This window comes from Peribacillus sp. NPDC097225 (assembly GCF_044761955.1).
Lineage (GTDB): Bacteria > Bacillota > Bacilli > Bacillales > DSM-1321 > Peribacillus.
On the sequence record NZ_JBIWDJ010000001.1, the window covers coordinates 193,965 to 220,224 of the forward strand.

The following is a 26,260-nucleotide window of genomic DNA, read 5'->3' on the forward strand; positions in this document are numbered from 1 at the left end:
GTATGGAATTTGAAGGCATAACTACCTTTCACATTATACCAGTTCATAGGTTATTTTTCTTCATTATTTCGCAAAATTCCACCTATAATAGGAAAAGAATAGAAGAGTCATTAAATCCACTCTTCTATCAAATCCGCCATTTCTCTAATGGAGACATTTTTCCAATCGATAGGGGGAATCGATTTTTTAAACTCATGCCCATATTTAGCCGTGATAACACGTCGATCCAATACGATCAGCAAACCCCGATCTTCTGGCGTACGGATTAACCTACCGAATCCCTGACGGAACCTTAACAGTGCTTCAGGTAAGGAATATGCCGAAAAGGCGTTCTTCCCCTGTTTTTCGAGTAGCTGACATTTTGCAGCCGTAACCGGCTCATCGGGAGGTGAAAAAGGAAGCCTGACAATGACCAGACATGATAGATCTTCTCCTGGTATATCGACACCTTCCCATAGACTCGTCGTCCCGAAGAGCACTGCTTTCTCGAAATTTTGGAAATTCCTTAACAACCTCATCCTGCTTCCACCAGAAATCCCCTGTGCAAACAAAGTGAAATCATCCAAGACCTCGGAATCTTTTATGGCATAATATGTGGCACGCAACATCTCATGTGAAGTAAATAAAACCATCATCCTGCCCTTGGCAGCCTGGGCAGCTACAATTATATGGTTAGCTGCGTTCTCGGAAAACTCTTCCACTGTTAAACAGTTTATATCGGGGATATCATTCGGCACCAACACCTTTACCAAGTCCTTATAAGGGAATGGTGAAGGGTAGATGGCTGTCTGTACCCATTCTTTTTCCAAACCAAGCTGTGCCTTGAAATACTGGAAGGAATGTTTCACGGCTAACGTAGCAGATGTCATGATTACACTCTTCTGACGTCCAAAATAAGATTCCCACAACCATTTGCTTCCTGATATCGGTTGAACCGTCAACGTAACACCGTGCTGTGGCGCCGCTTTTGTATAATCAAGCCAATAAATATTTTCTTCATGAGGCTTAATGAAACATTCATGTAAGGAATCTCTTGTATCCTGAAGATGTCCAAGCAACACTTCGATATCATTCAGGTAAAACAAGGCATTTTTCCCTAAAGATGATTCATTATCCATTAAACGATGCAATCGCCTCTCAAGTTCCATGATCATTGAACCTGATAGATCCACTAACCGTTCCGCTATAAGTATCGCCTGTTTCCAGGAAGGATCTTCTATTTTAAAGGCAATTCGCTTCGGACCTATAGACCGTGAGAGTTTTTCCGCTTGATTGGACAAGAAATAAAAAAGTTGATCGAATTCATATGAAAAGTCACTTAGCTTTTGATCAAATGTATAGGTTGGACTGCCATCCGACCATCCATTGTTCGAAAGCAATTTTTCAAGTCTATAAAATAACTGCTTTTGATCGAAGGTCCCTAACCTGTTTAGCATGGTCTTTACTGAAATATAATGGAGCCTCCTACCAAGTTGTGTGGAAGCCGCCTGTTCCAAGTGATGGGCCTCATCCAAGACTAAATACCCTTCTTTGGGAATAAGGGCGTCTTCTGTAAGGAGGTCACTCATTAAAAAGGAATGGTTTGTAATGATAATATCTGCTTTTGCGGCTGTTTTCTTGGCCCTTTCAAAGAAGTCCAGTTCAATCCAGGGTTTTTTCAAACCTACATATGTAAGACCATCACTTTGAAGCCTGTTCCAAAACAATTGTCCACCACTAGTAAGATTCAATTCATCTTTATCCCCTGTTGCCGTTTCCGTCAACCAGACCAATATCTGCATTTTCGTTAAAGCAGTTTCATAATTATCTTCTTTTTCTCGCAATGCCCGCTCAAACTTTGCCAGGCTCAGGTAATTGCTTCTTCCTTTTAGCAAAACGGCTTGAAAGGAAAAAGGAAGGATCTTCTTCAGTTTAGGTACTTCATTTTGAAGGAGCTGATCCTGCAACTGAAGAGTATATGTCGAAATGACGACAGGTTCATGATGTTTCTTGGCAAAATAAACGGCCGGCAGTAAATAACCCAATGATTTTCCAATTCCCGTGCCAGCTTCAATTATCGCATGCTGTCGGGATTCGAAGGAATCATGAATTAAGTTCATCATGCTAAGCTGTCCATCTCTTGCTTCAAAAGCGGGGTATGCATTTTGAAGCATGGCTATTTTCCCCTCGTCATCGAGTGGGAATTCTGTTTCTTGTTCAATATGCTCACTATCATCGGTTACTTTTTTAAATGCCAGTCCTCTAAATGTCGTAATACCTGGTAAACGGACCTCAGCTTTTGTAAGTTTGCTCGCAATGCAAGCATCTATTAATTCGGAAACCTCGCTCTGTAAGGAAAAAGATAGCCGGTATAATTGCTTAAGTGTCATCAATGGTAGGTCCAACAGCCTTTTTTTCAATTCTAACAATAATAAAGCGGTAGCATATGCATCGCTATCCGCTTGATGTGGCCTCGAATGGTCTAAATTTTCCTCTTTGGCCAGCTGATGCAATTTATATCCATCGGAAGTCGGTTTCATGATTTTCGCCAATTCTACCGTATCAAGCGTAGAACCATAAAAGGGCTCAAATCCGCACCTTACCAATTCTTCCTGTAGAAAAGATAAATCAAATAATACATTATGGGCGACAAAGCAAGCCCCTTCTATAAGATGGGCAATTTTTTCCGCGACATCTTCAAAATCTGGCGCATCCTTTACGGTCTCATTACTTATCCCGGTCAATTCTTCAATGAAAAGGGATATTTCCTGCCCAGGATGGATGAATGTTGAATAGGTATCAACAATCTGATCATTTTCAATGACCACACCAGCAAACTGAATGATCCTATCCCCTTTTTTGGGTGAATTCCCTGTTGTTTCTAAGTCAACCACTACATATCGTTGTGTCATGAATTGTACACCTCAAACTTCACTTTCTCCACTAGCTGATGGAATTCTTTATACCTTTTTTATACCATACTACACAGAATAAAGGAAACACTCCGATTGCCAGATGGACATAGGTTCAGGAGTCTGGTTGCATAAAAAAGGGGCCTGCTCAACATATAGATGTTGAGCCGCCCTCTTTGCTTACAAGATTGTCGCTGCAGGTTCGTGTGAAATCAATTCAATGATTTGGTTCCTTTCATTCATGATTGCCACTTTAGGTTGGTGATCACTCACCCTTTCTTCAGCCACCATCACATAAGAAATGATAATGACAATATCATCAGGCTGGACTAATCTTGCTGCTGCTCCATTTAAGCAGACAACCCCACTTCCACGTTCTCCCGCTATCACATATGTTTCCAGTCGAGCACCATTATTATTGTTGACAATCGCCACTTTCTCATTGGGCACGATGCCCACTGCATCAATAATATCTTCATCTATCGTGATGCTTCCCACATAATTCAAATTGGCTTCAGTCACCCTTGCCCGATGGATTTTCCCATTCATCATTGTCCGAAACATGATCGTTCCCCCTACTATCGTTTTATAGCGTTACTATAATATTATCAATGAGTCTTGCATGTCTGAACTTAACGGCCACAGCAATGATAATATTTCCATTCAGGACATCAAGTAGCTTCAGTTCCGGATATTGATAAATTTCAACATAGTCAATTTTGCCTTTTGTCCGGGCTTTGATATGCTCCTCGACGAGAGCTATCACCTTTTGAGGGTTTCTTTCCCCAGAAATAATAGCATCTTTCGCCTTCAATAAACTTTGGTACAGTTCTTTTGCTTCATGACGCTCATCCTCAAGCAGGAAGACATTCCGTGAGCTCCTTGCCAAACCATCTTCCTCACGTACTATATCAACGGCCACTAGCTCAATGGGGAAATTGAGGTCCTGTATCAACCCGTCGATTATTGCGACCTGCTGGGCATCCTTCATCCCGAAATACGCCCTATCAGGGAGGATGATATTAAAAAACTTCGTCACGACAGTTGCTACGCCATCAAAATGGCCGGGTCGCTTTCTACCACATAAACAATCGGTGCGGTTTTGAACAACGACTTTGACTGATGGATTTTCACCATACATTTCATCCACGGTCGGATAGAAAAGATAATCGACGCCCGCATTGACTGCCAGATTTTCATCCCGGTCCAAATCACGGGGATAAGACGCAAAATCCTCATTGGGTCCAAACTGCAACGGGTTGACGAAAATACTTAAAACTACGATATCATTCTCTCTACGGGCATTTTCTATAAGGGAGGCATGCCCTTCATGTAAGTACCCCATCGTTGCAACATAGCCTACACTTTTTTTATTGGTTCTGTCATGACGGAGTACTTTCTGCAATTCTATTGCTGATGTAAAAGTTTTCATTTTTCCCCTCCGTAAAGCGCATGAAGTTGTTCTTCCTTCATCGTAAATGAATAATCTCTCGTCGGAAAATCGCTTAATTTTACTTCTTTCACATAACTTTCAATTGAATTTCCAATTAATTCATTGGCATTTCCATATACCTTGACAAATTTTGCAACCCGTTCAACCCCATACGTAATGAGATCATGGAAAACCAGGACTTGCCCATCCGTTTCGGCTCCTGCTCCAATTCCAATCGTCGGGATTGTAAGGTCTTTAGTAATAAGCTCACCCACTTGATAAGGTACACACTCAAAAACAATGGCCAGAGCCCCAGCCGCTTCGCATTTCCTTGCATCTTCCATTAGCTTTTGGGCAGCTTCGGCATCTTTTCCTTGAACCTTATATCCTCCGAGCACGCCTACAGATTGGGGTGTCAATCCAAGGTGTGCGACTACCGGAATTCCCGCCTTCGTCAAAGCCGAAATCTTTTCGACCACATCGTCCGCCCCTTCAACCTTCACAGCATCGGCATGGCCTTCCTGCATAATGCGAGCTGCATTCTTGAGCGTTTCATCCAAAGATAGATGATAGCTCATGAAAGGCATATCCGTTACGACAAATGTATCAGGAGCCCCTCGTTTCACCGCTTTTGTATGGTGAATCATGTCTTCAACAGTCACAGGAATGGTGGAGTCGTAACCTAGAACCACCATTCCTAACGAATCCCCAACCAAAATCATATCAACCCCTGATTGCTCGGCTAACTTTGCCGATGGATAATCATAGGCGGTCAGCATGACAATTTTTTCACCTTTTTGTTTCATTTTCAAAAAATCACCGGACATCAACTTCATTACGTTTCCTCCTTTATTAGAGGAGATGAAAACATCAGTGTTTTAAAAAACTGGTGTCTAAACATTCGCTGCACAAAAAAGACCGACTAAATAGAGTCCCTAGTTCGTGATGATAAAAATGGCCAAACAAATGGCCTTTATCATCAACGTTCAAAGTACTTTCCTTTAGTCGATCTCTTTGGTATCTTTAGAAGTTTCATCCCTCCGTCCCCGTCCAATCATTTGGATCAAGGCAGATTTTCAAATATTTTTGTGTTATTGGGGTGCAGTTCTTTCACGATACTGCCCACTTGAATTATATCAAGCCACATTCGATTATTCTATTTATTTTTCTTGAATTCTACAAAAATCTACTGAATTTCTATATCTGCAGAATAAATCGAATGGATGGTCCCTTGATTATCTTCGAGAAGTAGAACGCCAGCGTCCGTGATTCCAAGTGCCTTGCCGACAATTGTATCATTAACGGTACTTGCTTTAAGAATTTGTCCTAAACTGATTGCATAACTCTCCCAAAGGAGCTTAATTGGCATGAAACCTTCTTGTAAATAGAGTGTATACAGATCTTCTAGACGAAGCAGGACTCGTTGAATGACCTTGGCCCTTGAAATCTTCACTCCACTTTCAATGGAAAGAGAAGAAGCTTTCTCCTGAAGGTCCTCTGGAAAGTCTTCTTTTTGTTGGTTGATATTCATTCCGATCCCGATGATGACGGAATGTATTCTATCCGACTCAGCCTGCATTTCCGTTAAGATCCCCGTAACTTTTCTACGATTAATAAGTAGGTCATTTGGCCATTTGATTTGAGGTTGAAGTTCTGTAACATCCTCGATTGCCTGTGCTACAGCAACTGCAGCCAACAAGGTTAACTGCGGCGCCTGATGGAGCGGGATTTTCGGACGTAAGATCAGACTCATCCAAATCCCGCTGAATTTTGGAGAATGCCAAGATCTCATGAGCCTCCCTTTTCCTGAAACTTGTTCCTCGGCAATCACAAGGGTGCCTTCCTCCGCCCCTTCGTTAGCCAGCTGGTGGGCAATTTTTTGTGTGGATTCAACGGATTCCTGATAATGGATCATCTTTCCAAGGACTTTCGTCTCCAGCCCGAATTGAATTTCACTTTCCGATACTTTTTCTGGAGCCGATACAATGCGGTACCCTTTCTTCCGGACTGCTTCAACCATATATCCTTCACCGCGCAAATCCTCTATATGCTTCCAAACGGCCGTACGGGAACAGCCAATATACTCAGCGATTTCCTGTCCTGAAATAAATGTTCCATTCGCTTTAGAGAGGGCTTGCATCAGTTTAGTCCTTAAATCAGATTGCATGTTATAAGCCACTCCTTAATTTCAGCTTTTTCATTTGTTATTTCCGAATTCAATACAGCTGCCAAAATCAGTTCCAAGTATTTTCTAACCCAAGGACCCGGTTTTTCTATATGCCATGACAATAAGTCCTCTCCAGTTACATCAAGATCTGACATACTCTTTAGAAGAAGATTTTCGTACTTGATAGACATGGACTTTTCCGCTTCTAATACGTTTCTGCCTTCGAGAATTGCCTTAACTTTGGCTGCCTGAACCGCTTCGATATGACCTGCCTGGAATACATCAAAAGTGGAATCTTCAAATCCAGGTTCCTTTTCGACCAATTGTATAATACGTTGGACATTCCTGATTGATTTTAAAGGAAGCTTCCATGCTCTCAATACTTCCTCAATATCCTCCATATCTGCCTGGATGAGGACGACCGCCCATAACTCAGGCACTGTCAATTGATGAAGGGGAAGAAGCAATACCTTTTCCAACTTTTCCTTTTGACCAGCAAATTGGGGAAGAAACTGATATAATCCACTATCCAGTAAAAGACTTAGTGCCTTTATCCGATTGTCGCCGGCTAATAGCTTTTCAAATTCTACAAGAATTCTTTCAACGGCAATCTCCCGTAAAATAGGCCCGTTCTCCTTTAAGGATTGGAATGTTTCTTCATCAAGTTGAAAATTCAGCTGACTGACGAACCTCAATGCTCTCATCATCCTAAGACCATCTTCAGCAAAACGATCATGTGGGTTACCAACAGTCGTTATCTTTTTTTGAAAAAGGTCAAGTTGGCCCTTGTATGGGTCGAAGATGACCCCGGATTTGTCCATAGCGATTGCATTTATCGTAAAATCTCTTCTTTGTAGATCCTCAGTCAAAGAACGGACGAATTTTACTGAATCAGGCCTACGATAATCCGTGTATCCACTCTCTGTTCGAAAAGTAGTAATTTCATATGTCCCTGACTCCAGTATCACTAATACAGTTCCATGTTCGATTCCCACATCCGCCGTTTTTGGGAATATCCCTTTAACTTCCAAAGGTGTAGCGGAGGTTGCGATATCCACGTCATTAATGGGCCTGCCGAGTATATAGTCCCTGACCGATCCACCAACAAAATAAGCTTCGAACCCCGCTTCTTCAATTCTTTCAAGAATGGGTACCGCTTCTATAAATAACCGATCCAACTATGTCTCCTCCTCACTACTCCAATGAATTGGTCCCAAGCACCTGCATATAGATTTCTTCATATTCTTTCATGATCGTATCTGAGTGGAACTCAGTATTGGCACGATCCAAAGCAGCTTTTGAGAACTGTTCATGTAAGGTGGGATCACTTAATAGTTTGATCGCTTTTTGAGAGATCATTTCGACGTCTCCTAATTCACATATGTAACCCGTTTCTCCGTCAACAATGACTTCAGGTATCCCGCCGACATTCGTTCCGATGCAAGGAACTCCACAGGCCATCGCTTCTAACAGTACAAGCCCAAAGCTTTCTTTTTGGGACAACAATAAAATTAAATCACTGATTGAATATAATTCTGCCAGGTTATCCTGCTTGCCCAAGAATAGAACCTTATCGCTGATGCCCAGATCTTCCGCCAACTTCAATACAGTAGTCACTTCAGGTCCATCCCCGACAAGTAAAAGCTTGGCTGGCACCTTTTTTTGCGTTAAATAGAAGGCACGGACCACATCTTGTACTCGTTTAACTGTCCGGAAATTAGAAACGTGGATGATGACTTTTTCATTCTTCTCAAACCCGTATTCGTCCCGTAAATATCCTGAGTCGGTTTTATGATAATCGCGTTCATCAATAAAGTTATAAATGGTTTGAATTTCCTTATCCGGAGCAATCAACTCATGTGTTTGCTTGACGAGTGAATGAGAGACGCCTGTGACGACATCCGAATTTTCTATACCGAATTTGATTAAATTAGATAATGATGGGTCATGACCCAATACCGTGATGTCCGTTCCATGAAGCGTTGTGACAATTTTCACTTTATTACCTGACATCTGCTTAGCCAGAATTGCACAAACCGCGTGAGGTATCGCATAATGAACATGTAAAATATCAAGTTCTTCCCGTTTAACAACCTCGGCTATCTTGCTTGCAAGTGCCAAATCATAAGGAGGATATTGAAAAACGGAATACGAATTCACTTCCACTTGATGATAATAAATATTATGGTACATCTTATTTAACCGAAACGGGAGACTTGAAGAAATAAAATGAATCTCATGCCCCTTTTCCGCAAACATTTTGCCCAACTCGGTAGCCACGACACCTGACCCACCTACAGTCGGGTAGCAGGTAATTCCGATTTTTAATTTCATATGATTAATTTTCCCCTAACAAATCGTTTTCGACCAAAAATGGTTTTTTTGACATGAACCCTTCCGCATAATCGACACCGACTTCTTTACCGAACATCCGCTCACGTGCTTCGACTGTTTCGATATAACCGTTAACAAGCGGAGTATCCACTGTGGTATCCTTCTGTTCAAACTGACTTTCGTAAGCTCTAAGACTGTCAAGTTTCTTTGATATCGTAGAGGAAATGTCAATGACAAAATCAGGCTTATGAAAACCATTTATCATGTAATAATACATATTTTTGACACGGTGGGCTTCCAATCCAGCATTCTCCATATATTTTCTCACACCAGCAGAAAAAACTGCTTCTTCAACTAACTTTGCACAGTTTCCATGGTCAGGATGGCGATCTTCTAGAAAAGGTGCAAAGACAAGTTTGGGCTTATACTGACGGATGACCGCTATTACTTTCTGTATGTATTCTTCTTTCATATAAAGCCCACGGTCAGGAAGGTCTAGGGAGATTCTATCGACCCCGAGGATTTCCGCCGCCTTTGATGCTTCCTTAATCCTTAATGGGACAGTCCCATTGGATGACATTTCAGCCTTGGTCAAATCACAAATAACAATTTTTTTACCTTGCTGTGCATATTTAGCTATCGTGCCCCCCATCCCGATTTCTACATCGTCTGCGTGGGCCCCGAATGCCAGGATATCTATATTATTTTTGTTTGTCATTTATCTCACCTTGTTTTTCTCTAAGTTTGAGCCAGTCCATATATCCATGTTTAAGTCCTTGAATAAGGACCTCCGCTGTTCCCATATTCGTTGCCAGCGGGATTTCATAGACATCAGATAGGCGGATAAGTGCTGATACATCCGGTTCATGGGGTTGGGAAGTTAAAGGATCACGAAAGAATAGCACCATATCCATTTCCCCTCTAGCTATCATCGCCCCGATTTCTTGGTCTCCTCCAAGTGGTCCAGAATGGAAACGATGGATTGGCAAAGATACTTCATCTATAATCCTTTGCCCCGTTGTACCAGTCGCAAATAGTTCATGTTGTTGAAACACATCTTTATAGGCCATTACGAATTGAATGATATCTTCCTTTTTCTTATCATGAGCAATTAAAGCAATCTTCATCATACGCCTCCTTAATCCCTACTCGATAATATTTTCCAAGCCATAAACAAGTACATCGAGTTTCATGACTGTTTCCACAGCAAGCTTTACTCCTGTCATGAATGATGCACGGTTAAATGAATCATGGCGTACCGTCAAGAGTTCCCCATCGCTCCCGAATAGTACCTGTTGATGGGCAACAAGTCCTGGAAGGCGTACACTGTGGATATGCATGCCATCGATCTTGGCTCCTCGAGCCCCTTGAATCGTCTCTTTCTCGTTTGGATGCCCTTGTTCTTTTGTTTCGCGGACTGCCGCTATCATATCTGCCGTTTTTGAGGCAGTTCCGGAAGGTGCATCCAATTTTTGATCATGATGCATTTCAATAATTTCAACATCCGGAAAGTATTTGGCTGCCATTTGTGAAAACTTCATCATCAAGATTGCGCCAATCGCAAAATTGGGTGCGATGATACAACCAATGCCTTTTTCCTTAGTCAAAGAATCCAGTTTCTCTAAATCCGATTTAGAAAAACCTGTCGTACCTACAACAGGGCGAATACCATGGTTCAAGGCTGTTTCTGTATGGTACATCCCAACTTCCGGTGTTGTTAAATCAATCAATACATCTGCTTCCACCTTGGAAAAGCATTCATTAATATCTGAATACACTGGTGCCTCAATGCCATTGAACCCCTCGATAGTAGATAAGTTCTCTCCATTAAACTTACGATCTATAACAGCGGCTAATTGAAATCCATCTGTGCGATGTACCAATTTCACCGCTTCATTTCCCATTCTGCCACGCGGCCCCGCAACAATCACTCTCACTTCACTCATCCTTCATTCCCCCTAGGTTCTCATCTTTTTTTGTCCATCTGTCTTTATCCCGGGTTGTAAATTTATGCATGACCATATCATGCGATTTTTGTAGATCAATGCCAAGGGAATTAGCAAAACAGATCATCACGAACAACATATCCCCCAATTCCTCTTCAACTGTATTTTCTTTTTCAGTCAATTTTTTAGGTTTTTCGCCATAGTAATGATTGACTTCTCTTGCAAGTTCCCCGAGCTCCTCTGACATGCGTGCAAGCATGGCCAATGGGCTAAAATATCCTTCTTTAAATTGTCCTATGTATTGATCGACCTCAGCTTGCATTTGTTGAATCGTTTTCTGTTCCATTTTGTCACCCATTCTTGATATTCGATTACAAATATTTATTTCTACTCCATGTTAGCTAAAAGTGCAAGAGATGACAACCGATACGCCCACCGTAATTAATTGCTCACAAATGGTTAATTGGTTATAATAAGTAAATTACTTGAATACATACGTTTTGGGGGTCTCTAGACATGCTAAACGGTTTAAAAGTGAAAAACATCCTGTTCATCCTAATTGGAGCTGGAATTTTTGCATTCGGCCTTGTCCATTTCAATATGCAAAATAACTTGGCAGAAGGCGGATTCACTGGTCTTACCTTGATTATATATCAACTCATTGGTTTAAATCCGTCATATTCCAATTTGATATTAAATATTCCCCTTTTCTTCGTTGGTTGGAAATACTTGGGCCGAACTTCTTTTTTTTATACAATCGTTGGCACTGTCGGTTTATCGGCTTGGCTTTGGATTTTTGAAAGGTATCAGTTTGAAATAAATCTTGGCCAAGATTTAATGCTGGTTGCCTTGTTTGCAGGGGTCTTTGTCGGTGTTGGCCTGGGCATCATATTCCGGTATGGCGGAACGACGGGCGGAGTTGATATTATTGCCCAATTTGCTCATCGTTATTTAGGGATGGGGATGGGGCGTACCATGTTTATATTCGATGCGGTCGTCATTGGTCTTTCCATTTTAACTTATTTGGATTATCGAGAAGCGATGTATACCCTCGTAGCCGTATTCATAGGGGCGCGCGTCATCGACTTTATGCAAGAAGGTGCCTACGCTGCAAGAGGAGCCATGATTATCAGTGAGAAAAATGAAGAAATTGCTGAAAGGATCATGCATGACATGGATCGGGGGGTAACCGTCTTGAAAGGCTATGGTTCATTCACAAAAAACAATCGTGAAATTCTATATTGTGTCGTTGCCAAAAATGAACTTGTCCGATTAAAAAGTGCTATAACGTCAGTCGACCCCCATGCTTTTGTGTCTGTCAGTGAAGTACATGACGTTCTAGGAGAAGGTTTTACGTTAGATGAAAACAAAAATCCAATAATACGATAACGCTTTCGGATGATCCTTGAAATATCCCTGTAGTTCGTACGTGAATGTAGAGATTGAAAAAGGCATGATTTCAAAATGAAATCATGCCTTTTCTTAATCTTCTTCCCTCATACCTGTGTACATAAGCAGAAGGCGAACTAATTCGAGTACAGCTACAAGAGCAGCAGCTACATAGGTCATCGCGGCAGCACTTAACACTTTTTTCGTTTCTCTCTCTTCATCATTTCGGATGACTCCAACGGAAACAAGTTGATCCATTGCCCGTGAGGAAGCATTAAACTCAACTGGCAGAGTGACTACCTGAAATAATACAGCTGCAGCCATGAATACGATACCCGCTAATAATAAATCTGGTATGTTCGCAAACATACCGACTAAAATTAAAATCCAGGAAATATTCGAACCAAAGTTTGCGACTGGGACTAACGCATGACGAATCCGCAAGAATGCATAAGCTTCCTTATCTTGTATCGCATGTCCAACTTCATGGGCTGCAACAGCTACACCAGCAACTGAATGTCCATGATAGTTATCTGTGGATAAGCGTACTGTCTTATCTCTTGGATCGTAATGATCGGATAGCATGCCTGGTGTTTCTTCGACTCTTACATTGTAGAGACCATTTTGGTCGAGAATGGCCCTAGCAGTCTCTGCACCATTCATACCTGATGAAGCAGGCACTTGAGAGTACTTTTTATACGCACTCTTCACTTTCATTTGTGCGTAAATCGGGATTAAGATGATAATCGCCAAATAAATGAAATACATGGTTTCCTCCTAAGAACTATAATTACTTTTATTCTATGGATACGGGACGGTCATGTCAAATATAGTGTTCTTCAGGGTAGCGCCTTTCAATCATTACGTTCCTTGGTTGGCTTTTCACGATCTCCCTTATATTTTCTCCAACCTACATAGGATAGCGTCATAATTATTATACTGCCCGTTGAAATGATCACCCACCATAAGGAGGGGTCTGAATCGTCTTCTCCCATTTCCTCAAAGACAGCCGTCAATTCATCCTGCAGGTCTTCCATTTCTTTTTGATTTCCACCTTTCCTAATCACTTCAGGACGATATTGATCCATATACTGAATTCGGGTATCCAACTGTTGAATTGTTTCCCTGGAAAGGTCCACTTTTAAACTGGGATAAATCATTTCATATTGCGAGAGGAATAAGTTCAATTGATCATTAAAAGTGATGGCATCTTGATTGGTTGCCGCGTCTTTCGTTTGTCTAAAAGAATTCATCATTTGATCTTCCATTTCAGTCCAGAGGGGTTGATGCGTAGACTTAACTGCATCCATTACAAGTCTAAACTTAGTGACGGAATTAATCTTTTCGGAATCTCCCTTACTACTATCCTTTATCGTCATCAATGCTTCATTATGAGCAACGGTAATGATTCGAAGTTCGTCCATATCAAGAATTTGCTCTATTGCAGTCTTTTTTATAAACTGATCAGAAAAAAATGTCAGCATCTTTTCTGAATCATCATATCGCTTCAACTTGGCCATTTCGAGAGCTTTATCCGAAATGTTGTCCAACTTCTCCAAATTTGAAGAGGATTGTGCATAAACAGGGAAATTCAAGACGGAAAATAAAAGGGCAGTGGTTAAGATGAATTTTTTCAACATGATACTCGTCCCTCCTCATATCTCTACTAAAACGATATGAGCAAAAAAACATGAGTAGACCATGTTCATGATAAAAAAATAACCTTGCCCATTTAATTATGAACAAGGTCATTTTTACTTTATGAAAGAAAGCGTAAATCTCCCTTTTCTGTATCCGAAATACCAAGCAACGAAAATGGACAATATACTGAGCCAAAACGTGAAATAACCGATCATATCCATATACTCAAATAAATCACGATAGCTGGGCATCATCTTAAAAACGTAATCGATTATATCATTATGTATGGTCCAGATTCCGGCCACAATTAAATGCCAAGGTTTTATTCTGTAAAATGGTGCGTATAATATCCCCTGAATTGCCATCCCTAAATGGGATGCCATTAACATATAGCCTTCTATTGGCAATGTACCGGTCGTCAATAAAGTAAGTACGTTCATCACAACGGCCCAAATACCATATTTGAATAAAGTCATGATTGCCAAGGCTTCCATGAAACCAAAGTTTTTCTTGAGTAGAAATCCTACTAATACAAGTGAAAAAAACAAAGAAGCCGTTGGGCTATCAGGTACAAATGGTAAAAAGATAGCAGGTGTTTCAGCTAATTGATAACCATACCAATAATATCCATATGCCGTTCCGAATACATTCACTATTAACAATAAAACAAGTACTTGCCGATGCGCAAACCAACTATAAATCACATTCATCCACTTTTCCCTCGCATTCTCTATATATTCATATTACAGATTCTATCCTCCAAATCCAAGTTTTTCTTTTAAATTGCCATTCAATAAAAATGACTGACAACGGAGTTGTCAGCCATTTTATTCAACAGTAGCGAAATAATGCTACCTGAATTCATTTATTTTGCTGATAAACCAGAAACGAATTCAGCTAATGTCTTCAATTCTTCATCAGAACCTTTGAACATACCAGCTGGCATCGCCCCTTGACCTTTGACAGCAATTTTAGAAACTTCTTCTGGAGTTAAACCGGTGTCAATCAAGCTAGGTGCTCCTGCCCCACCTGTCAATTCTGCTCCATGACAGCTTATACATCCGCTTGAATCCATAAGCTTATAACCATCGCTATCTTTATCGATGTCAGCACCTTCTACGATGGCCCCTTGCTTTTTAGAAGCTTCCCAATCGTGATGGGCCGCCGATTCCCATGTTAAATAAAACACTCCAGCAATAGCTAATAACATAAACCCTACAGCAAATGGGCGTTTAGCTGGACTACGCTCAGGACCGCGATCTAAAAACGGTGCCAGAAGCAATGCTCCAAAAGCTAAACCTGGTATAACCATGGCTCCAATTGCATTGTACGGACCTGAAGCATAGGTATACTTAAGTAATTGGTAAAGGAATAGAAAATACCAGTCAGGCAGCGGAATGTACGCTGTATCTGTCGGATCGGCTATCCTTTCCAATGGGGACGGATGTGCAACTGTCAAGCATAAATAGCCAACTAAAAATACTGCTCCGACCATCCATTCCTTTAAAAGGAAATTCGGCCAAAATGCTTCAGTTTTCCCAGGATATTCAGAATAATCTTTCGGAATATTCGGTTTACGGTTCGCAGAAATACGCGAGTCGCCTACGAATTTCATACCTTTCCCACGATGCATTGAATGATCCCCTCCTTTATGAAAAGGTTTTTATGATTCTTGTTCCATATTCTTTTATAGTGGACCTGAAATACCTTGCTTACGAATCATTAAGAAATGAGCCGCCAATAATGCAAATAATGCCGCAGGAAGGAAGAATACATGAATCGCGAAGAATCGAGTCAATGTCTGTGCACCAACGATTGTTGGGTCTCCTGCTATCAATGTCTTAAGTGCAGGTCCCATTAAAGGTACCGATTCGACAATGGTAAGTGTAACTTTTGTTGCAAATAGCGCTTTCATATCCCATGGTAATAAGTATCCTGTTAAACCCAATGCCAGCATAATAAAGAAGATTAATACGCCAACCATCCAGTTCAATTCGCGCGGTTTTTTGTAAGCTCCCTGGAAGAAGACACGAAGAGTATGTAAGAACATCATAACGATAACTAGACTTGCTCCCCAGTGATGCATGCCACGGACAATTTGACCGAAGGCCACTTCGTTTTGTAAATAATAAACCGATTCCCAAGCATTCTTGATATCGGGTACATAATACATCGTCAAGAACATACCTGACAAAATTTGAATGACCGTGATAAAGAAAGTTAACCCACCAAAACAATATACGAATGCAGAAAAATGATGCGCAGGGTTAACATGTTCCGGAACCTCATGGTCAGCAATATCCCGCCATAACGGCGTAATGTCTAAACGCTCGTCCACCCAGTCATATAACTTTGTTAGCAATGTTTACGCCTCCCCGTGCGGTTTTAGTTGACCTAAATAAAGAATTCCGTCTTTTTCTTTCGTGTCAAAGACATCCAAAGGTGAAATCGGTGGTGTCCCTTTCACGTTCATGCCATCTTTCGTGTACCTGCCATAATGACAAGGACAGAAGAACTGGTTTGGATTAGATTTATCCGTATTCCACGCTACCGTACAACCTAAATGCTTACAAATTGGAGATAGTGCAACTAACTTCCCATCATCCGTTTTATAAACCCAAGCTGTGTTTGTTTCTTCAGACTCATACCACCCGTCGACCTGCTTAAAGCTAAAATCAACTCGGACTGGTTCTGTAGTCAGTTCGCTTACCTTCTGCTTAGTTGCAATGTAATCCCCGCCTTTATCAGCTGATAGTACTGGATCAATTGCAAACCTAACCATAGGCATCAACATACCGGCCGCCATAAATCCACCAACGCCAGTAAGTGTGTAATTAAGGAATTGACGTCGTGAAACATTATGTTTGCTCATGCGTTTTCCCCCCCTCTATTACTATATTGAGAGCCCATTGGACCACTAAATAGCAACACTATAAAACTAGGACATTTCCATGATATATCAATAATTTCCCAAGGTCAATATTTGTAAAACCCAAAAGGTGGCAACTATGTGTCAAAAAATGAAAAAAACCCTTATTTTATTAGCTTTTCCAGTAATGAGTAAATATGTCTAGAATTTGATTGACTTGTTGGCTAATCATAGCCCTAGCTTGGGCATTTTCTAAATTTTCAAGCGGGATGGCAGGAATCCAAACCAAATGATGCTCCAATTCCAATTCATTCTTTTTCCACTCGATATCCGATGTAAGGAAAAATACATGCTTAAAGTTGTTTGCTTCCAGTTTTTCAGACCAACGCTTTAGAATGGAAAGCTTGTCCTCCTCATCACTTAGGTAGTGAAATGTTGGCATTAAAAGCATTCTGCCCTTCATTTGCTTTTCGATTTCCATACTCAAAATAGTAATGAATTCGTTATTCGAACCGGACTGTTTCATTTGTTCTCCAAAAGAGAGGGGAACCAATGGTATTAATGCCGTATCCACAAACTCTTTTGCATGGATATACATATCCAATTCTTTTGCTGACCACTTCATATTCTTTACTCCACTCCCACTTTATCGAATCAACTCCTTTTCATTGTACCATTTATCGTAATATCTTTACCATATACCCCTAGTATTCATAAAAATGTAGTTTTTAACCATATTTTTTAAAAAAATAAAAATAAAAAACCTTTCCTGCTTCAGGAAAGGTCTTTGCAATTTATCCCAGTACTTTTAGTTGATTGAGTTGTTCCGTTAAATCCTTAAAAGCTTGTTCATCATGTTTATCCAACGCTTCATCGATTGCCTTGAGTATTCGGTCTCTCTCGAAATGAAGCATACTCTTCTCTAAAAACTGCTCAGCAAGTAGCTGATCTTTTTCATTAGCGGCTGTTGATTTTGGCATGAACGGGTTATTTTCCAATACTGCGGCGTATTGATAAGACGAATAAGCTGATTTGAAATTTAGCTGGATATAGATATCCTCATCCCGATTCAATCGAATATCATGAAAAGATTTCTCTGCATCGGTTGTCATGATATTGGATTTATAAAATCTGAAAGGCACTTCCTCCACACAATGGGTAGACATGATAAGACCACGGGGACAATATTGTGCATTCTCTACAAAATGGACCTTTTTCATTAATTGGTCGTGACTCATTAGATAATTTAAAATCCAAACACATTCTCTTCTTTTAAGTTGATAATGATTTAAAAACCACCGAATAAAATCCTTTTTCTCATTTACAGAAACAGGGGTAGCCACCATGAATTCCCTCCTCTGTCTTACTATTTTTTTTATAGCCCTGAACTTTCACCTAAACGTTCCAAAATCATCGCATATTCATCATTTGCCGGATTTATTACGAGCAGCTTGTTAAATACTTCTCTAGCAGTAGCGCTGTCTCCTTCTTCAATTAAAAAGAAACCGTAATCCTCCAGAAAATCCGGATTGTCTCTGAAAGAATTATATGCTTTACCATAGCTGGTTAATGACTCTTTATATTGCTCTGTTTTTTGATAACAGACAGCAGCTATCCATTCAAACTGTGGATCATCCTCGCCATATCTCCTTACCTCACCAATGCATTCTAAAATATCTTCATACCTTTCATTATGCATATAGAGCTTCAGTAGGGTAAGGGCAGCTTCTAAGTAGCCGGGATCGATTGCCAAAGCCTCTTTGAATAGGTTTTCCGCTTCATCCTCCAAACCGCTTTTCAAGGCGATTTTACCACCGAAGAAATATAGTTCCTTATTGAACTCATCTGCCTTGATGCCTTCCTTAACCGTATTCAAAGCCTTATCAAGATCCTCTAGATGTTCATAGCTTTTTGCTAAGTATAAGTAGAGGGAATGGTACTCATGGTCTATTTCCTTCAGTTCGATAAACTTGCGCACGGCAGTTTCATATAGACCAGCTTGGAAGGCAGTAAAGGCGTATTCAAATAGCGTATTGATTTCGACGCTACCATCTAAGGCCTTCTCGAAGTAAGGAAGGGCCTCCTCGAATTTCCCCGAACTACTCAACGCTTCCGCAAGACGCTGATGGACGTTCACCCCTGCAATTTCATGTTCCCGTTCTAATACCTTTATGTAATTTGCAATGGCATCCTGGTCTCTTCCTTGATGATAAAATAGTTCAGCTAGTGCAAAATCAATGATGATCTCATCCGGCAATAATTCCTTAGCCTGCAACAATTTCCTTTCACTGACCTCGCTCATCCCCTGTAATTGATAAAGGTCTGCTTCTAGTAATAGGGCACTTGGATAGACCTCATCTTCCGGGCTGACTTTTTCAAGCATCAGCATGGCTTCATCTTCTTGATCCATATCGATAAGGATTTCTGCTAAAGAAACAATCAACTCGCCCTCGTCTGGATACAGTGCCAGTAGATGCTCAAAAAGATCCTTAGCTTCCTCGACAAACCCAAGTTGGAACATTTCCTCAGCCAACAATAAGATGTCCTCTGCCGACTCTGATGATTTAATTCGATTTATATGTTTAAGAGCTTCTGTTAATTCCCCTTTTTTTAAATACTGAATAACTTGTTCTACTATATTCATAGCTGCTTCCTTCCTTTTGCATAAACTTAGTCTCTAGACAAACAACATCACGCAAAACGTCAACTTTCCTGTCATAAAAAGGATGAAACGGATCGTGAAGATGTTTAGTAAAAACAGTAATATTTAGTTTACCATACTGCAGCCCGGTAATTCCATTGATGTAGTTCCCCCCATTCTTCATAAAAAAAGGTTACTATCTAATTCTCCATGGAAAGGAGAATCTCCTTTTTGATTAATCGGACCTTTATCATCAGTCCCCACCGTTATATTTCATAAAACGTTATTTTGACAACGCTTACAAAGGGATAGGAGCAAAAAACAAAAAAATAAAAAAAGTTTGCAGCACCAAAATATCTGCAAACTTTTTTCAATTCACTTAATCAAGTATGTTAAATGGTCAAAAAATTCCGGATACGAAACATCAATGGCTCCTGGGTCTTCCAGCTGAACATCCCCATTAGTAATTAATGCCGCTATTGCAAGCATCATTCCAATGCGGTGATCTCCATGGCTCGTGACCGTCCCTCCCTGAAGGGATTTACGCCCACTAATAATCAAACCATCTGCAGTCGGCGTTATATCCGCTCCCAGGATTTTAAGCTCATTGGCCACCGTGTCTATCCGGTTCGTCTCTTTTACCTTTAACTCACTAGCATCCTTGATTGTGGTAATACCTTCCGCTTGAGTGGCTAGGAGAGCAATGACCGGAATCTCGTCAATTAAACGAGGAATCAAATCACCACTGATCGTCGTCCCTTTTAATTGGGAACTCCGTACAGTAACGTCTCCTGCGGGTTCACCTTCTCCAGAATGTAAATCGACCGTTATATCCGCTCCCATTGCCTTCATCACTTCAATAATGCCTGTTCTTGTGGGATTAAGGCCTACGTTTTTTAAAACAACTTCACTATTTTTTGTAATCGCTGCAGCTACCATAAAGAATGCAGCCGAAGAAATATCGCCAGGCACATGTATTGTAGTTCCTTTGAACAACTGATTGCCACTTACTTTAATCGTTTGACCGTCTTTTTCAATTTTTCCACCAAATTGTTGGATCATCCGTTCAGTATGGTCTCGTGTCGCTTCCGGCTCCACGATGATCGTTTCTCCTTCAGCTTGTAGCCCCGCAAGGATAATAGCAGATTTGACCTGGGCACTAGCTACAGGCAATTGATAGCGAACCCCTTGTAATTGCCCTCCCCTTATGGAAAGGGGCGTGTATTCGCCGTCTTTACGTCCGTCTATGAGCGCTCCCATCTCACGGAGGGGATTCACCACTCTTGTCATCGGCCGTTTAGCAATGGAGGAATCACCAGCGAGGACTGCAGAAAAGTCTTGTCCAGCCAAGATACCTAGCATCAATCGAATCGTAGTTCCAGAATTTCCGACATCCAGGACTTCACGAGGCTCAGTCAACCCATTGAATCCTTTCCCCTCTATACGGACTAGCTGACCCTCTTGTTCTATGCTCACGCCAAGCTGCTTGAAACAGGAGATTGTACTTAAGCAATCCGCACCAGGTAAAAAATTAGTAACCTCCGTAACCCCTTCAGCTAGCGCTCCAAACATAATAGATCGATGGGAGATAGACTTATCCCCCGGTACAGCGATCGTTCCACGCAAAGATTGAATGTTCGTTGGCAACCTTTTTGTCTTCATACAACCATCCTTCACCATGTATTATTTTATGCCAGAATCGTTTCATAATCAGTATGCCTCGCCACACAATCAGCAGCTTTAATACGGTCTTCCTCTGTCTGGAAGCTGATTACTAGTACGCCATATATTTCTTCCCTTGTTTCGATGATTCGTATATTCGTTATACTGATTCCTTCCTGTGCCAAATAACCAGTAATCTCTGAAATGACCCCTGAGTAATCTGGTATATCAACATATAAATCATAAAACGCCGGAATGGCACCTTTCATATTGCTCGGTAAGTCATCCCTATATACCTTGGCATCAGTAAAGAAACGAAAAATTTCTTCGCTATCTTCATTGGCTACAAGTTCTTTGATATATTCCATTTCCCTTAACCAATCATTCATCAACACTAATAGCACTTCACGGTTATGTAATAAAATATCACGCCACATTTCGGGATTACTGGAAGCTATTCTAGTAATATCACGAAAGCCTCCTGCAGCAAGCCTTGAAATCAGCTCATTCTCCTGACTGTATGCTTCCGCCTGTTTGACAAGGCCTGAGGCGATGATATGTGGAAAATGACTGATCACTCCTGTAATTCTGTCGTGGGTATCAGGTGAAACTACCAAAAAATTAGCTCTTGTGCCACTTAACCATTGTTTTAACTGCTCTATTCTTTCTTCCTCGACATGTTCCTCTGGAGTAAGTAAATAGAACGCGTGCTCAAATAAGTGCAATTTGGCTGCCCCCGCTCCACTCTTGTGGGAACCAGCCATTGGATGGCCCCCTATGAAGGTGTAACCTCTATTGATCAAGCTGCTGGCCGCATTCACAACGGTTGTTTTCGTACTTGCAGCATCCGATATGATGACATCCCTTTTTAAGTCCAGATGAGCTAATTCCGCTAAAGTCCGGACCGTTTCATTGACGGGGACCGCCATTAAGATTAAATCGGCATCACAGGCGCCAGCTTCAAGAGAAGATACGGAATCATCAATGATTCCTAATAAGGTGGCTAGTTGTAAATTCTTTTCGTTTAAATCATAACCAACAATTACAGCGTCAGGATGAGCATGGCGGATAGCCATGGCCAACGATCCACCAATTAGTCCGAGGCCAATTACGAAAACCTTTCCTTTCACTCTTCTCTCCCCCGCTCCTTTAGTCCTCTAACCTAGATGAAATTAATGTATTGAATTAGAAGGCAAACTTACTTCAGTCAAGAATGATTTAATAGCACGAATCATTCCTTCATTTTCCTCCGTCGACCCAATCGTCACACGGACGCTATTTGGGAAACCGAATGACTTACCTGATCTTGCGATATATCCCCGCTCCAATAAAAACTGAAATACTGCATCAGCGTCATGATTGAAATGAATGAAAATAAAATTACCCTGAGATGGATAATATGAGAGATTTTCCGATTCACAAAACTCATAATACTGTTGTAGACCTTTTTGGTTTTCCGTCCTACATTTTTCTATGAAGGCCTGGTCCTCTAATGCCACGACGGCAATCTTTTGTCCGAATGTATTCACATTGAATGGTTCACGCGATGGATCAAGCTTCTGGATAATGTCTTCATCAGCCAATCCGTATCCAACTCTAAAGCTGGCAAGACCGTATATTTTTGAAAATGTTCGAAGTATGATCAGATTCTTATATTTATTGATCCATTGATTGGTTCTCGGATAATCCTCAGCCACTGCATATTCACTATAGGCTTCATCTAAAACAACAAGTACATCTTCCGGAACTTTTTCAAGGAATGCAATTAAATCAGGTTCGGGAACGTATTTTCCTGTCGGATTATTAGGTGTACAGATCCAAATAACAGATGTGTTTTCATCAATAGCATTAAGCATACCTTCTAGGTCATGAGCTCCGTCAATGTGCGGCACTTCTCTAATTTCCGCCCCTTCAAGGGTGGCATTATGTCGATACTGTGAAAAAGTCCCCGTAGCCATAACAGTGTTTTTTCCCGCTCCAAGCAAACTCCTTGATATTATTTGAATATTCTCATCTGATCCATTCCCAAAAATAAGTTGTGTCTCTTTAACACCTGTATGTATAGCAACGGCCTCTCTAAGCGAGGTTGCATATCCGTCAGGGTAAATAGCGAAAGAATGGCTTGCATTTTTTATGCTATCTTTAACTTTTTCGGAACACCCAAACGGATTTTCATTTGAAGCAAGTTTCACTATTTTTTCAAGACCATACATTTTCTTCACTTCATCGGTTGATTTTCCCGGTTGATAAGATTTCAAGGAAAGGACCGCTTCATTCCATTTCATATCATTCACCCCTATTTTTACTACTTTAAAGCAACAAAGTGTACAAATATTATACCATATCTTTTTTCTTGAATTCTAATTTTTTAGTTAAATCCGGCCTCAAAACAGTGGCACCCGCTTGATATACATGCTCAATATCTCTCTGCGATTTCGTCGTCTCTACATGAAGCATCACTCTTATACAGGAAGGCAAAGAATTTATCACAGGAATTTCTTGCATACAAGTGACCGGTACATATGTCCACCCTTCAAATTTCCTGAGGGCTTTGGCAGGGAAGACGGAGCGTATATCATCCGTTGCAGAAAAAAATACGGAGGCAACCATTTCAGGTTCAATATCGTTTTTTCGAATAATTTCTTCCAACAGTAGTTCAACAGCAGAAATCACTTCTGATTCTGTGTCATTTTCTACGGTTGTTGCGCCCCTTATTCCTCTAATCACACACGATTCCCCCATTCTTCAATCACATTAAATCAGTCATTTCTTCTAACAGTAGCGAATCTTCCATATCCATTAACACAGGAGAACCCAATTGTTTTAGCAAGACAAATGTGGCACCGCCATGGACGGACTTTTTATCAGTTTTCATCAAATGGAGCAATACTTCTTTTTCAAGCTGCTGAGGTATAGTTGTTTGATAACCTAAAGAGGAAACCCATTGTATGAACTCGTTAAGGTTAAAATCCAGATCCTGTTTCTTCTGACTTAATTTCAGGGCGTAGACCATTCCTATTAAAATGGATTCGCCATGAGTAAAGTTACCATATCCCATAGAGCCTTCAATAGCATGACCAAGTGTATGACCAAAATTTAAATAGGCACGGATACCCGTTTCTTTTTCGTCCTTTTCTACGATGGATGCTTTTATGCTTATCCCTTTTGTAATCATGATTAGAAATTGCTCATCCGTTACATTGGTGAGATCCACAATATTCAACCTTAACCATCGGTAAAAGTCTTCATCAGCAATCAAGGAATGCTTAATTACTTCGGCAAAACCCGAACGTAACTCTTGTAATGGAAGCGTATGTAAAAATTCAAGGTCATAAAAGACCGCTTCAGGCTGGTGAAAGGCACCAACCATATTTTTTCCTAGTGGATGGTTGATGGCAACCTTGCCACCAACAGCACTATCATGCGCAAGTAAAGTCGTCGGGATCTGGATAAACGGGATTCCCCTCATAAAAGTGGCCGCAACAAATCCAGCTAGGTCGCCGACTGCACCACCGCCAAGAGCAATAATCATTGACTTCCGATTAAGCCGTTGGGATAAGGCGTAGCTTTGGCACTCGTAAAATACGTCAAATGTCTTAGCATGCTCCCCTTCCGGAACAACATGGTGCAACACCGGTTTTCCCGTCTTAATTAAAGCGCTTTTGACTGTCTGTAAATGCAATTCTGCTACTTTTTCATCCGTAATGATTAAAATCTTGCTTACATGACTATATTCATTGGAAATGAAATCGGATAATTCACGAATCGCATTCTTGCCTATTACAACCGGGTATTGCTTGGAAGCCGTTTTAATTTGTATGGATTCCATCGTTAAAACTCCTTTACTTCTTCCCGATAAGAATTTATGTATTCTTCCAATCGATCAAAGCGGTCTGAAGGAAATTGTTCCACGATTGCCGTCGCAAGTTCCCAGGCCACTACTGCCTCGGCAACCACGGCTGCAGCTGGCACAGCACAGCTATCAGAGCGCTCCACACTTGCTTCAAATACTTCCTTAGTATCGATATCAACGCTTTTCAACGGTTTATATAATGTCGGAATTGGTTTCATGACACCACGTACAACAATCGGCATACCAGTCGTCATCCCGCCTTCAAAACCACCCAGGCGATTCGTTTTCCGATAGTAGCCCTTATCCTTGTCCCAAGCTATCTCATCATGAACATCACTACCGAATCGATGAGCCGCTTCGAATCCTATACCTATCTCGACACCTTTAAAAGCGTTAATGCTCATAATTGCCGCTGCAAGCTTAGCATCGAGTTTACGGTCATAATGAACATAGCTTCCAACGCCCACTGGCATTCCTTCAACAATGACTTCCACAACGCCGCCGATTGAATCTCCCTTTTGTTTAGCATCATCAATGGCATCCTTCATTTGTTGCTCGACATTCTTATCAAAACATCTGACTGATGATTCTTCCGTCACATGCTGTAACTGCTGAATCGACTCATATTTAGGAGGATCAGCCTTTATACCACCGATTTCAAGTACATGTGATGCCACTTCAATTCCTAACAAAGCCAGTAATTTTTTAGCTACTGCACCTGCTGCCACACGCACGGTCGTTTCGCGGGCCGATGAGCGCTCCAAAACGTTCCGTAAATCACGATGACCGTATTTAATGCCACCATTCAAGTCTGCATGACCTGGACGTGGACGCGTAATTTTGCGTTTGATCTCTTCAGCTTCTTCCTCTGATAGACCTTCACTTCCCATGATCTTGGTCCAATGCTTCCAATCGTCATTCTCGACTACCAATGCGATCGGTGATCCCAACGTGTAACCATGTCTGATTCCAGAAGATATGAAGGCTTGATCCTTTTCAATCTGCATTCTTCTTCCTCGGCCATGCCCTTTTTGCCGGCGACCCAAATCTTTGTTAATATCCTCATTTGTAATTGGCATACCCGCTGGTAAACCTTCAATAATAGTAGTTAGCTGCGGACCATGTGATTCTCCCGCTGTTAAATATCTCATTTTCCTGCCCCCTTTTAGCACTTTAAAGGATTTATGTATCAATATAACACAATTTTATGAAAAGTGGGAATACAGTTAAAGCAAAATCATTATTTCTTTATATTTCAACACTTTTCTTTTATTATTTTACATGTTCTCAAACAATTTCGATATAGTTTAATCTTTCCCAAGCTAACATTTCACCCCCATCTTCTCTCTCAGCTTACCAAAAATGGCCCTTTAGTCCAATAACGTATATAGAAAAGAGAACTGAATGTTCCATTCAGCCCTCTATACCGTAAATC

27 protein-coding genes are annotated in these 26,260 nt (G+C 41.0%); 1 reads left to right on the forward strand and 26 read right to left on the reverse strand.

Annotated features, from left to right (window positions below; genetic code table 11):
- Positions 1-110: 110 nt before the first annotated feature.
- The 11 genes from dinG to ACIQXH_RS00965 all read right to left on the reverse strand — a co-directional run bounded on the left by dinG (position 111) and on the right by ACIQXH_RS00965 (position 11,116).
- Positions 111-2,891, reverse strand: a complete 2,781-nt coding sequence (gene dinG / locus ACIQXH_RS00915; RefSeq protein ID WP_403121849.1) for an ATP-dependent DNA helicase DinG — start codon at positions 2,889-2,891, stop codon at positions 111-113.
- 180 nt (positions 2,892-3,071) lie between these two features.
- On the reverse strand, positions 3,072-3,455 hold the full coding sequence (panD, locus tag ACIQXH_RS00920) for an aspartate 1-decarboxylase (protein WP_402869126.1): 384 nt from the start codon (positions 3,453-3,455) through the stop codon (positions 3,072-3,074).
- 22 nt (positions 3,456-3,477) lie between these two features.
- Positions 3,478-4,323, reverse strand: coding sequence for a pantoate--beta-alanine ligase (gene panC / locus ACIQXH_RS00925; RefSeq protein ID WP_402869128.1), 846 nt, complete (start codon positions 4,321-4,323; stop codon positions 3,478-3,480).
- Positions 4,320-5,150, reverse strand: a complete 831-nt coding sequence (panB, locus tag ACIQXH_RS00930; protein WP_402869873.1) for a 3-methyl-2-oxobutanoate hydroxymethyltransferase — start codon at positions 5,148-5,150, stop codon at positions 4,320-4,322. Before panB ends, panC begins: the two co-directional genes overlap by 4 nt.
- Positions 5,151-5,509: 359 nt before the next feature.
- Positions 5,510-6,490, reverse strand: coding sequence for a biotin--[acetyl-CoA-carboxylase] ligase (locus tag ACIQXH_RS00935; protein WP_402869130.1), 981 nt, complete (start codon positions 6,488-6,490; stop codon positions 5,510-5,512).
- Positions 6,475-7,668, reverse strand: coding sequence for a CCA tRNA nucleotidyltransferase (locus tag ACIQXH_RS00940; RefSeq protein ID WP_402869132.1), 1,194 nt, complete (start codon positions 7,666-7,668; stop codon positions 6,475-6,477). Before ACIQXH_RS00940 ends, ACIQXH_RS00935 begins: the two co-directional genes overlap by 16 nt.
- A gap of 16 nt (positions 7,669-7,684) precedes the next feature.
- Positions 7,685-8,824: an N-acetyl-alpha-D-glucosaminyl L-malate synthase BshA gene (gene bshA, locus ACIQXH_RS00945; protein ID WP_402956712.1), complete on the reverse strand. Its 1,140-nt coding sequence runs from the start codon at positions 8,822-8,824 to the stop codon at positions 7,685-7,687.
- A 4-nt stretch (positions 8,825-8,828) separates the two neighbouring features.
- Positions 8,829-9,542, reverse strand: coding sequence for a bacillithiol biosynthesis deacetylase BshB1 (bshB1, locus tag ACIQXH_RS00950; protein WP_402869135.1), 714 nt, complete (start codon positions 9,540-9,542; stop codon positions 8,829-8,831).
- Complete coding sequence (locus ACIQXH_RS00955; protein WP_402869137.1) at positions 9,526-9,951, reverse strand: methylglyoxal synthase; 426 nt, start codon at positions 9,949-9,951, stop codon at positions 9,526-9,528. Before ACIQXH_RS00955 ends, bshB1 begins: the two co-directional genes overlap by 17 nt.
- Before the next feature lie 18 nt (positions 9,952-9,969).
- On the reverse strand, positions 9,970-10,770 hold the full coding sequence (gene dapB, locus ACIQXH_RS00960) for a 4-hydroxy-tetrahydrodipicolinate reductase (RefSeq protein WP_402869139.1): 801 nt from the start codon (positions 10,768-10,770) through the stop codon (positions 9,970-9,972).
- The gene (locus ACIQXH_RS00965) at positions 10,763-11,116 is read right to left on the reverse strand and encodes a nucleotide pyrophosphohydrolase (protein WP_402869874.1); all 354 of its coding nucleotides are present in this window, start codon (positions 11,114-11,116) and stop codon (positions 10,763-10,765) included. Before ACIQXH_RS00965 ends, dapB begins: the two co-directional genes overlap by 8 nt.
- A gap of 170 nt (positions 11,117-11,286) precedes the next feature.
- Here ACIQXH_RS00965 and ACIQXH_RS00970 point away from each other — a divergent pair, with 170 nt between their 5' ends.
- Positions 11,287-12,159 carry a YitT family protein gene (locus ACIQXH_RS00970; RefSeq protein WP_402869141.1) on the forward strand — a complete coding sequence of 291 codons (873 nt, stop codon included), beginning with the start codon at positions 11,287-11,289 and terminating at the stop codon, positions 12,157-12,159.
- Positions 12,160-12,252: 93 nt separating this feature from the next.
- Here ACIQXH_RS00970 and ACIQXH_RS00975 read toward each other — a convergent pair whose 3' ends face one another.
- The 15 genes from ACIQXH_RS00975 to aroC all read right to left on the reverse strand — a co-directional run bounded on the left by ACIQXH_RS00975 (position 12,253) and on the right by aroC (position 25,976).
- On the reverse strand, positions 12,253-12,927 hold the full coding sequence (locus ACIQXH_RS00975; RefSeq protein WP_402869142.1) for a zinc metallopeptidase: 675 nt from the start codon (positions 12,925-12,927) through the stop codon (positions 12,253-12,255).
- Positions 12,928-13,013: 86 nt separating this feature from the next.
- Positions 13,014-13,799: a sporulation protein YpjB gene (gene ypjB / locus ACIQXH_RS00980; protein ID WP_402869144.1), complete on the reverse strand. Its 786-nt coding sequence runs from the start codon at positions 13,797-13,799 to the stop codon at positions 13,014-13,016.
- Positions 13,800-13,913: 114 nt separating this feature from the next.
- The gene (lhaT, locus tag ACIQXH_RS00985; protein WP_402869146.1) at positions 13,914-14,510 is read right to left on the reverse strand and encodes a lipoprotein heptaprenylglyceryl N-acetyltransferase LhaT; all 597 of its coding nucleotides are present in this window, start codon (positions 14,508-14,510) and stop codon (positions 13,914-13,916) included.
- A 155-nt stretch (positions 14,511-14,665) separates the two neighbouring features.
- Positions 14,666-15,433: a menaquinol-cytochrome c reductase cytochrome b/c subunit gene (locus ACIQXH_RS00990; RefSeq protein ID WP_402869148.1), complete on the reverse strand. Its 768-nt coding sequence runs from the start codon at positions 15,431-15,433 to the stop codon at positions 14,666-14,668.
- Positions 15,434-15,487: 54 nt separating this feature from the next.
- Positions 15,488-16,162, reverse strand: a complete 675-nt coding sequence (gene qcrB, locus ACIQXH_RS00995) for a menaquinol-cytochrome c reductase cytochrome b subunit (protein ID WP_034307974.1) — start codon at positions 16,160-16,162, stop codon at positions 15,488-15,490.
- Between the two features lie 3 nt (positions 16,163-16,165).
- A complete protein-coding gene (locus ACIQXH_RS01000) occupies positions 16,166-16,672 on the reverse strand; it encodes a QcrA and Rieske domain-containing protein (RefSeq protein WP_402869149.1) in 507 nt (168 codons plus the stop codon).
- Positions 16,673-16,841: 169 nt separating this feature from the next.
- Positions 16,842-17,294, reverse strand: a complete 453-nt coding sequence (locus tag ACIQXH_RS01005; RefSeq protein ID WP_402869151.1) for a YpiF family protein — start codon at positions 17,292-17,294, stop codon at positions 16,842-16,844.
- Positions 17,295-17,463: 169 nt separating this feature from the next.
- The gene (locus tag ACIQXH_RS01010) at positions 17,464-18,015 is read right to left on the reverse strand and encodes a ReoY family proteolytic degradation factor (protein ID WP_402869153.1); all 552 of its coding nucleotides are present in this window, start codon (positions 18,013-18,015) and stop codon (positions 17,464-17,466) included.
- Between the two features lie 29 nt (positions 18,016-18,044).
- Positions 18,045-19,313: a tetratricopeptide repeat protein gene (locus ACIQXH_RS01015; protein WP_402869155.1), complete on the reverse strand. Its 1,269-nt coding sequence runs from the start codon at positions 19,311-19,313 to the stop codon at positions 18,045-18,047.
- A 372-nt stretch (positions 19,314-19,685) separates the two neighbouring features.
- Positions 19,686-20,972, reverse strand: a complete 1,287-nt coding sequence (aroA, locus tag ACIQXH_RS01020) for a 3-phosphoshikimate 1-carboxyvinyltransferase (RefSeq protein ID WP_402869157.1) — start codon at positions 20,970-20,972, stop codon at positions 19,686-19,688.
- 26 nt (positions 20,973-20,998) lie between these two features.
- Complete coding sequence (locus ACIQXH_RS01025; protein WP_402869158.1) at positions 20,999-22,102, reverse strand: prephenate dehydrogenase; 1,104 nt, start codon at positions 22,100-22,102, stop codon at positions 20,999-21,001.
- A 42-nt stretch (positions 22,103-22,144) separates the two neighbouring features.
- Positions 22,145-23,257 (reverse strand): histidinol-phosphate transaminase, encoded by a 1,113-nt coding sequence (gene hisC, locus ACIQXH_RS01030; RefSeq protein ID WP_403121851.1) that lies wholly within the window; start codon positions 23,255-23,257, stop codon positions 22,145-22,147.
- A 49-nt stretch (positions 23,258-23,306) separates the two neighbouring features.
- Positions 23,307-23,699 carry a chorismate mutase gene (gene aroH, locus ACIQXH_RS01035; protein ID WP_402869162.1) on the reverse strand — a complete coding sequence of 131 codons (393 nt, stop codon included), beginning with the start codon at positions 23,697-23,699 and terminating at the stop codon, positions 23,307-23,309.
- 22 nt (positions 23,700-23,721) lie between these two features.
- On the reverse strand, positions 23,722-24,801 hold the full coding sequence (gene aroB / locus ACIQXH_RS01040; protein ID WP_402869164.1) for a 3-dehydroquinate synthase: 1,080 nt from the start codon (positions 24,799-24,801) through the stop codon (positions 23,722-23,724).
- A 2-nt stretch (positions 24,802-24,803) separates the two neighbouring features.
- Complete coding sequence (gene aroC, locus ACIQXH_RS01045; protein WP_403121855.1) at positions 24,804-25,976, reverse strand: chorismate synthase; 1,173 nt, start codon at positions 25,974-25,976, stop codon at positions 24,804-24,806.
- Positions 25,977-26,260 lie beyond the last annotated feature (284 nt).

Bases quoted from the DNA above. Each gene is read 5' to 3' on its own strand.
- dinG (WP_403121849.1), bottom strand. From the start codon at position 2,891: ATGACACAACGATATGTAGTGGTTGACTTAGAAACAACAGGGAATTCA.
- panD (WP_402869126.1), bottom strand. From the start codon at position 3,455: ATGTTTCGGACAATGATGAATGGGAAAATCCATCGGGCAAGGGTGACT.
- panC (WP_402869128.1), bottom strand. From the start codon at position 4,323: ATGAAAACTTTTACATCAGCAATAGAATTGCAGAAAGTACTCCGTCAT.
- panB (WP_402869873.1), bottom strand. From the start codon at position 5,150: ATGTCCGGTGATTTTTTGAAAATGAAACAAAAAGGTGAAAAAATTGTC.
- ACIQXH_RS00935 (WP_402869130.1), bottom strand. From the start codon at position 6,490: ATGCAATCTGATTTAAGGACTAAACTGATGCAAGCCCTCTCTAAAGCG.
- bshA (WP_402956712.1), bottom strand. From the start codon at position 8,824: ATGAAATTAAAAATCGGAATTACCTGCTACCCGACTGTAGGTGGGTCA.
- bshB1 (WP_402869135.1), bottom strand. From the start codon at position 9,542: ATGACAAACAAAAATAATATAGATATCCTGGCATTCGGGGCCCACGCA.
- ACIQXH_RS00955 (WP_402869137.1), bottom strand. From the start codon at position 9,951: ATGAAGATTGCTTTAATTGCTCATGATAAGAAAAAGGAAGATATCATT.
- dapB (WP_402869139.1), bottom strand. From the start codon at position 10,770: ATGAGTGAAGTGAGAGTGATTGTTGCGGGGCCGCGTGGCAGAATGGGA.
- ACIQXH_RS00965 (WP_402869874.1), bottom strand. From the start codon at position 11,116: ATGGAACAGAAAACGATTCAACAAATGCAAGCTGAGGTCGATCAATAC.
- ACIQXH_RS00970 (WP_402869141.1), top strand. From the start codon at position 11,287: ATGCTAAACGGTTTAAAAGTGAAAAACATCCTGTTCATCCTAATTGGA.
- ACIQXH_RS00975 (WP_402869142.1), bottom strand. From the start codon at position 12,927: ATGTATTTCATTTATTTGGCGATTATCATCTTAATCCCGATTTACGCA.
- ypjB (WP_402869144.1), bottom strand. From the start codon at position 13,799: ATGTTGAAAAAATTCATCTTAACCACTGCCCTTTTATTTTCCGTCTTG.
- lhaT (WP_402869146.1), bottom strand. From the start codon at position 14,510: ATGAATGTGATTTATAGTTGGTTTGCGCATCGGCAAGTACTTGTTTTA.
- ACIQXH_RS00990 (WP_402869148.1), bottom strand. From the start codon at position 15,433: ATGCATCGTGGGAAAGGTATGAAATTCGTAGGCGACTCGCGTATTTCT.
- ACIQXH_RS01000 (WP_402869149.1), bottom strand. From the start codon at position 16,672: ATGAGCAAACATAATGTTTCACGACGTCAATTCCTTAATTACACACTT.
- ACIQXH_RS01005 (WP_402869151.1), bottom strand. From the start codon at position 17,294: ATGAAGTGGTCAGCAAAAGAATTGGATATGTATATCCATGCAAAAGAG.
- ACIQXH_RS01010 (WP_402869153.1), bottom strand. From the start codon at position 18,015: ATGGTGGCTACCCCTGTTTCTGTAAATGAGAAAAAGGATTTTATTCGG.
- ACIQXH_RS01015 (WP_402869155.1), bottom strand. From the start codon at position 19,313: ATGAATATAGTAGAACAAGTTATTCAGTATTTAAAAAAAGGGGAATTA.
- aroA (WP_402869157.1), bottom strand. From the start codon at position 20,972: ATGAAGACAAAAAGGTTGCCAACGAACATTCAATCTTTGCGTGGAACG.
- hisC (WP_403121851.1), bottom strand. From the start codon at position 23,257: ATGAAATGGAATGAAGCGGTCCTTTCCTTGAAATCTTATCAACCGGGA.
- aroB (WP_402869164.1), bottom strand. From the start codon at position 24,801: ATGGAATCCATACAAATTAAAACGGCTTCCAAGCAATACCCGGTTGTA.
- aroC (WP_403121855.1), bottom strand. From the start codon at position 25,976: ATGAGATATTTAACAGCGGGAGAATCACATGGTCCGCAGCTAACTACT.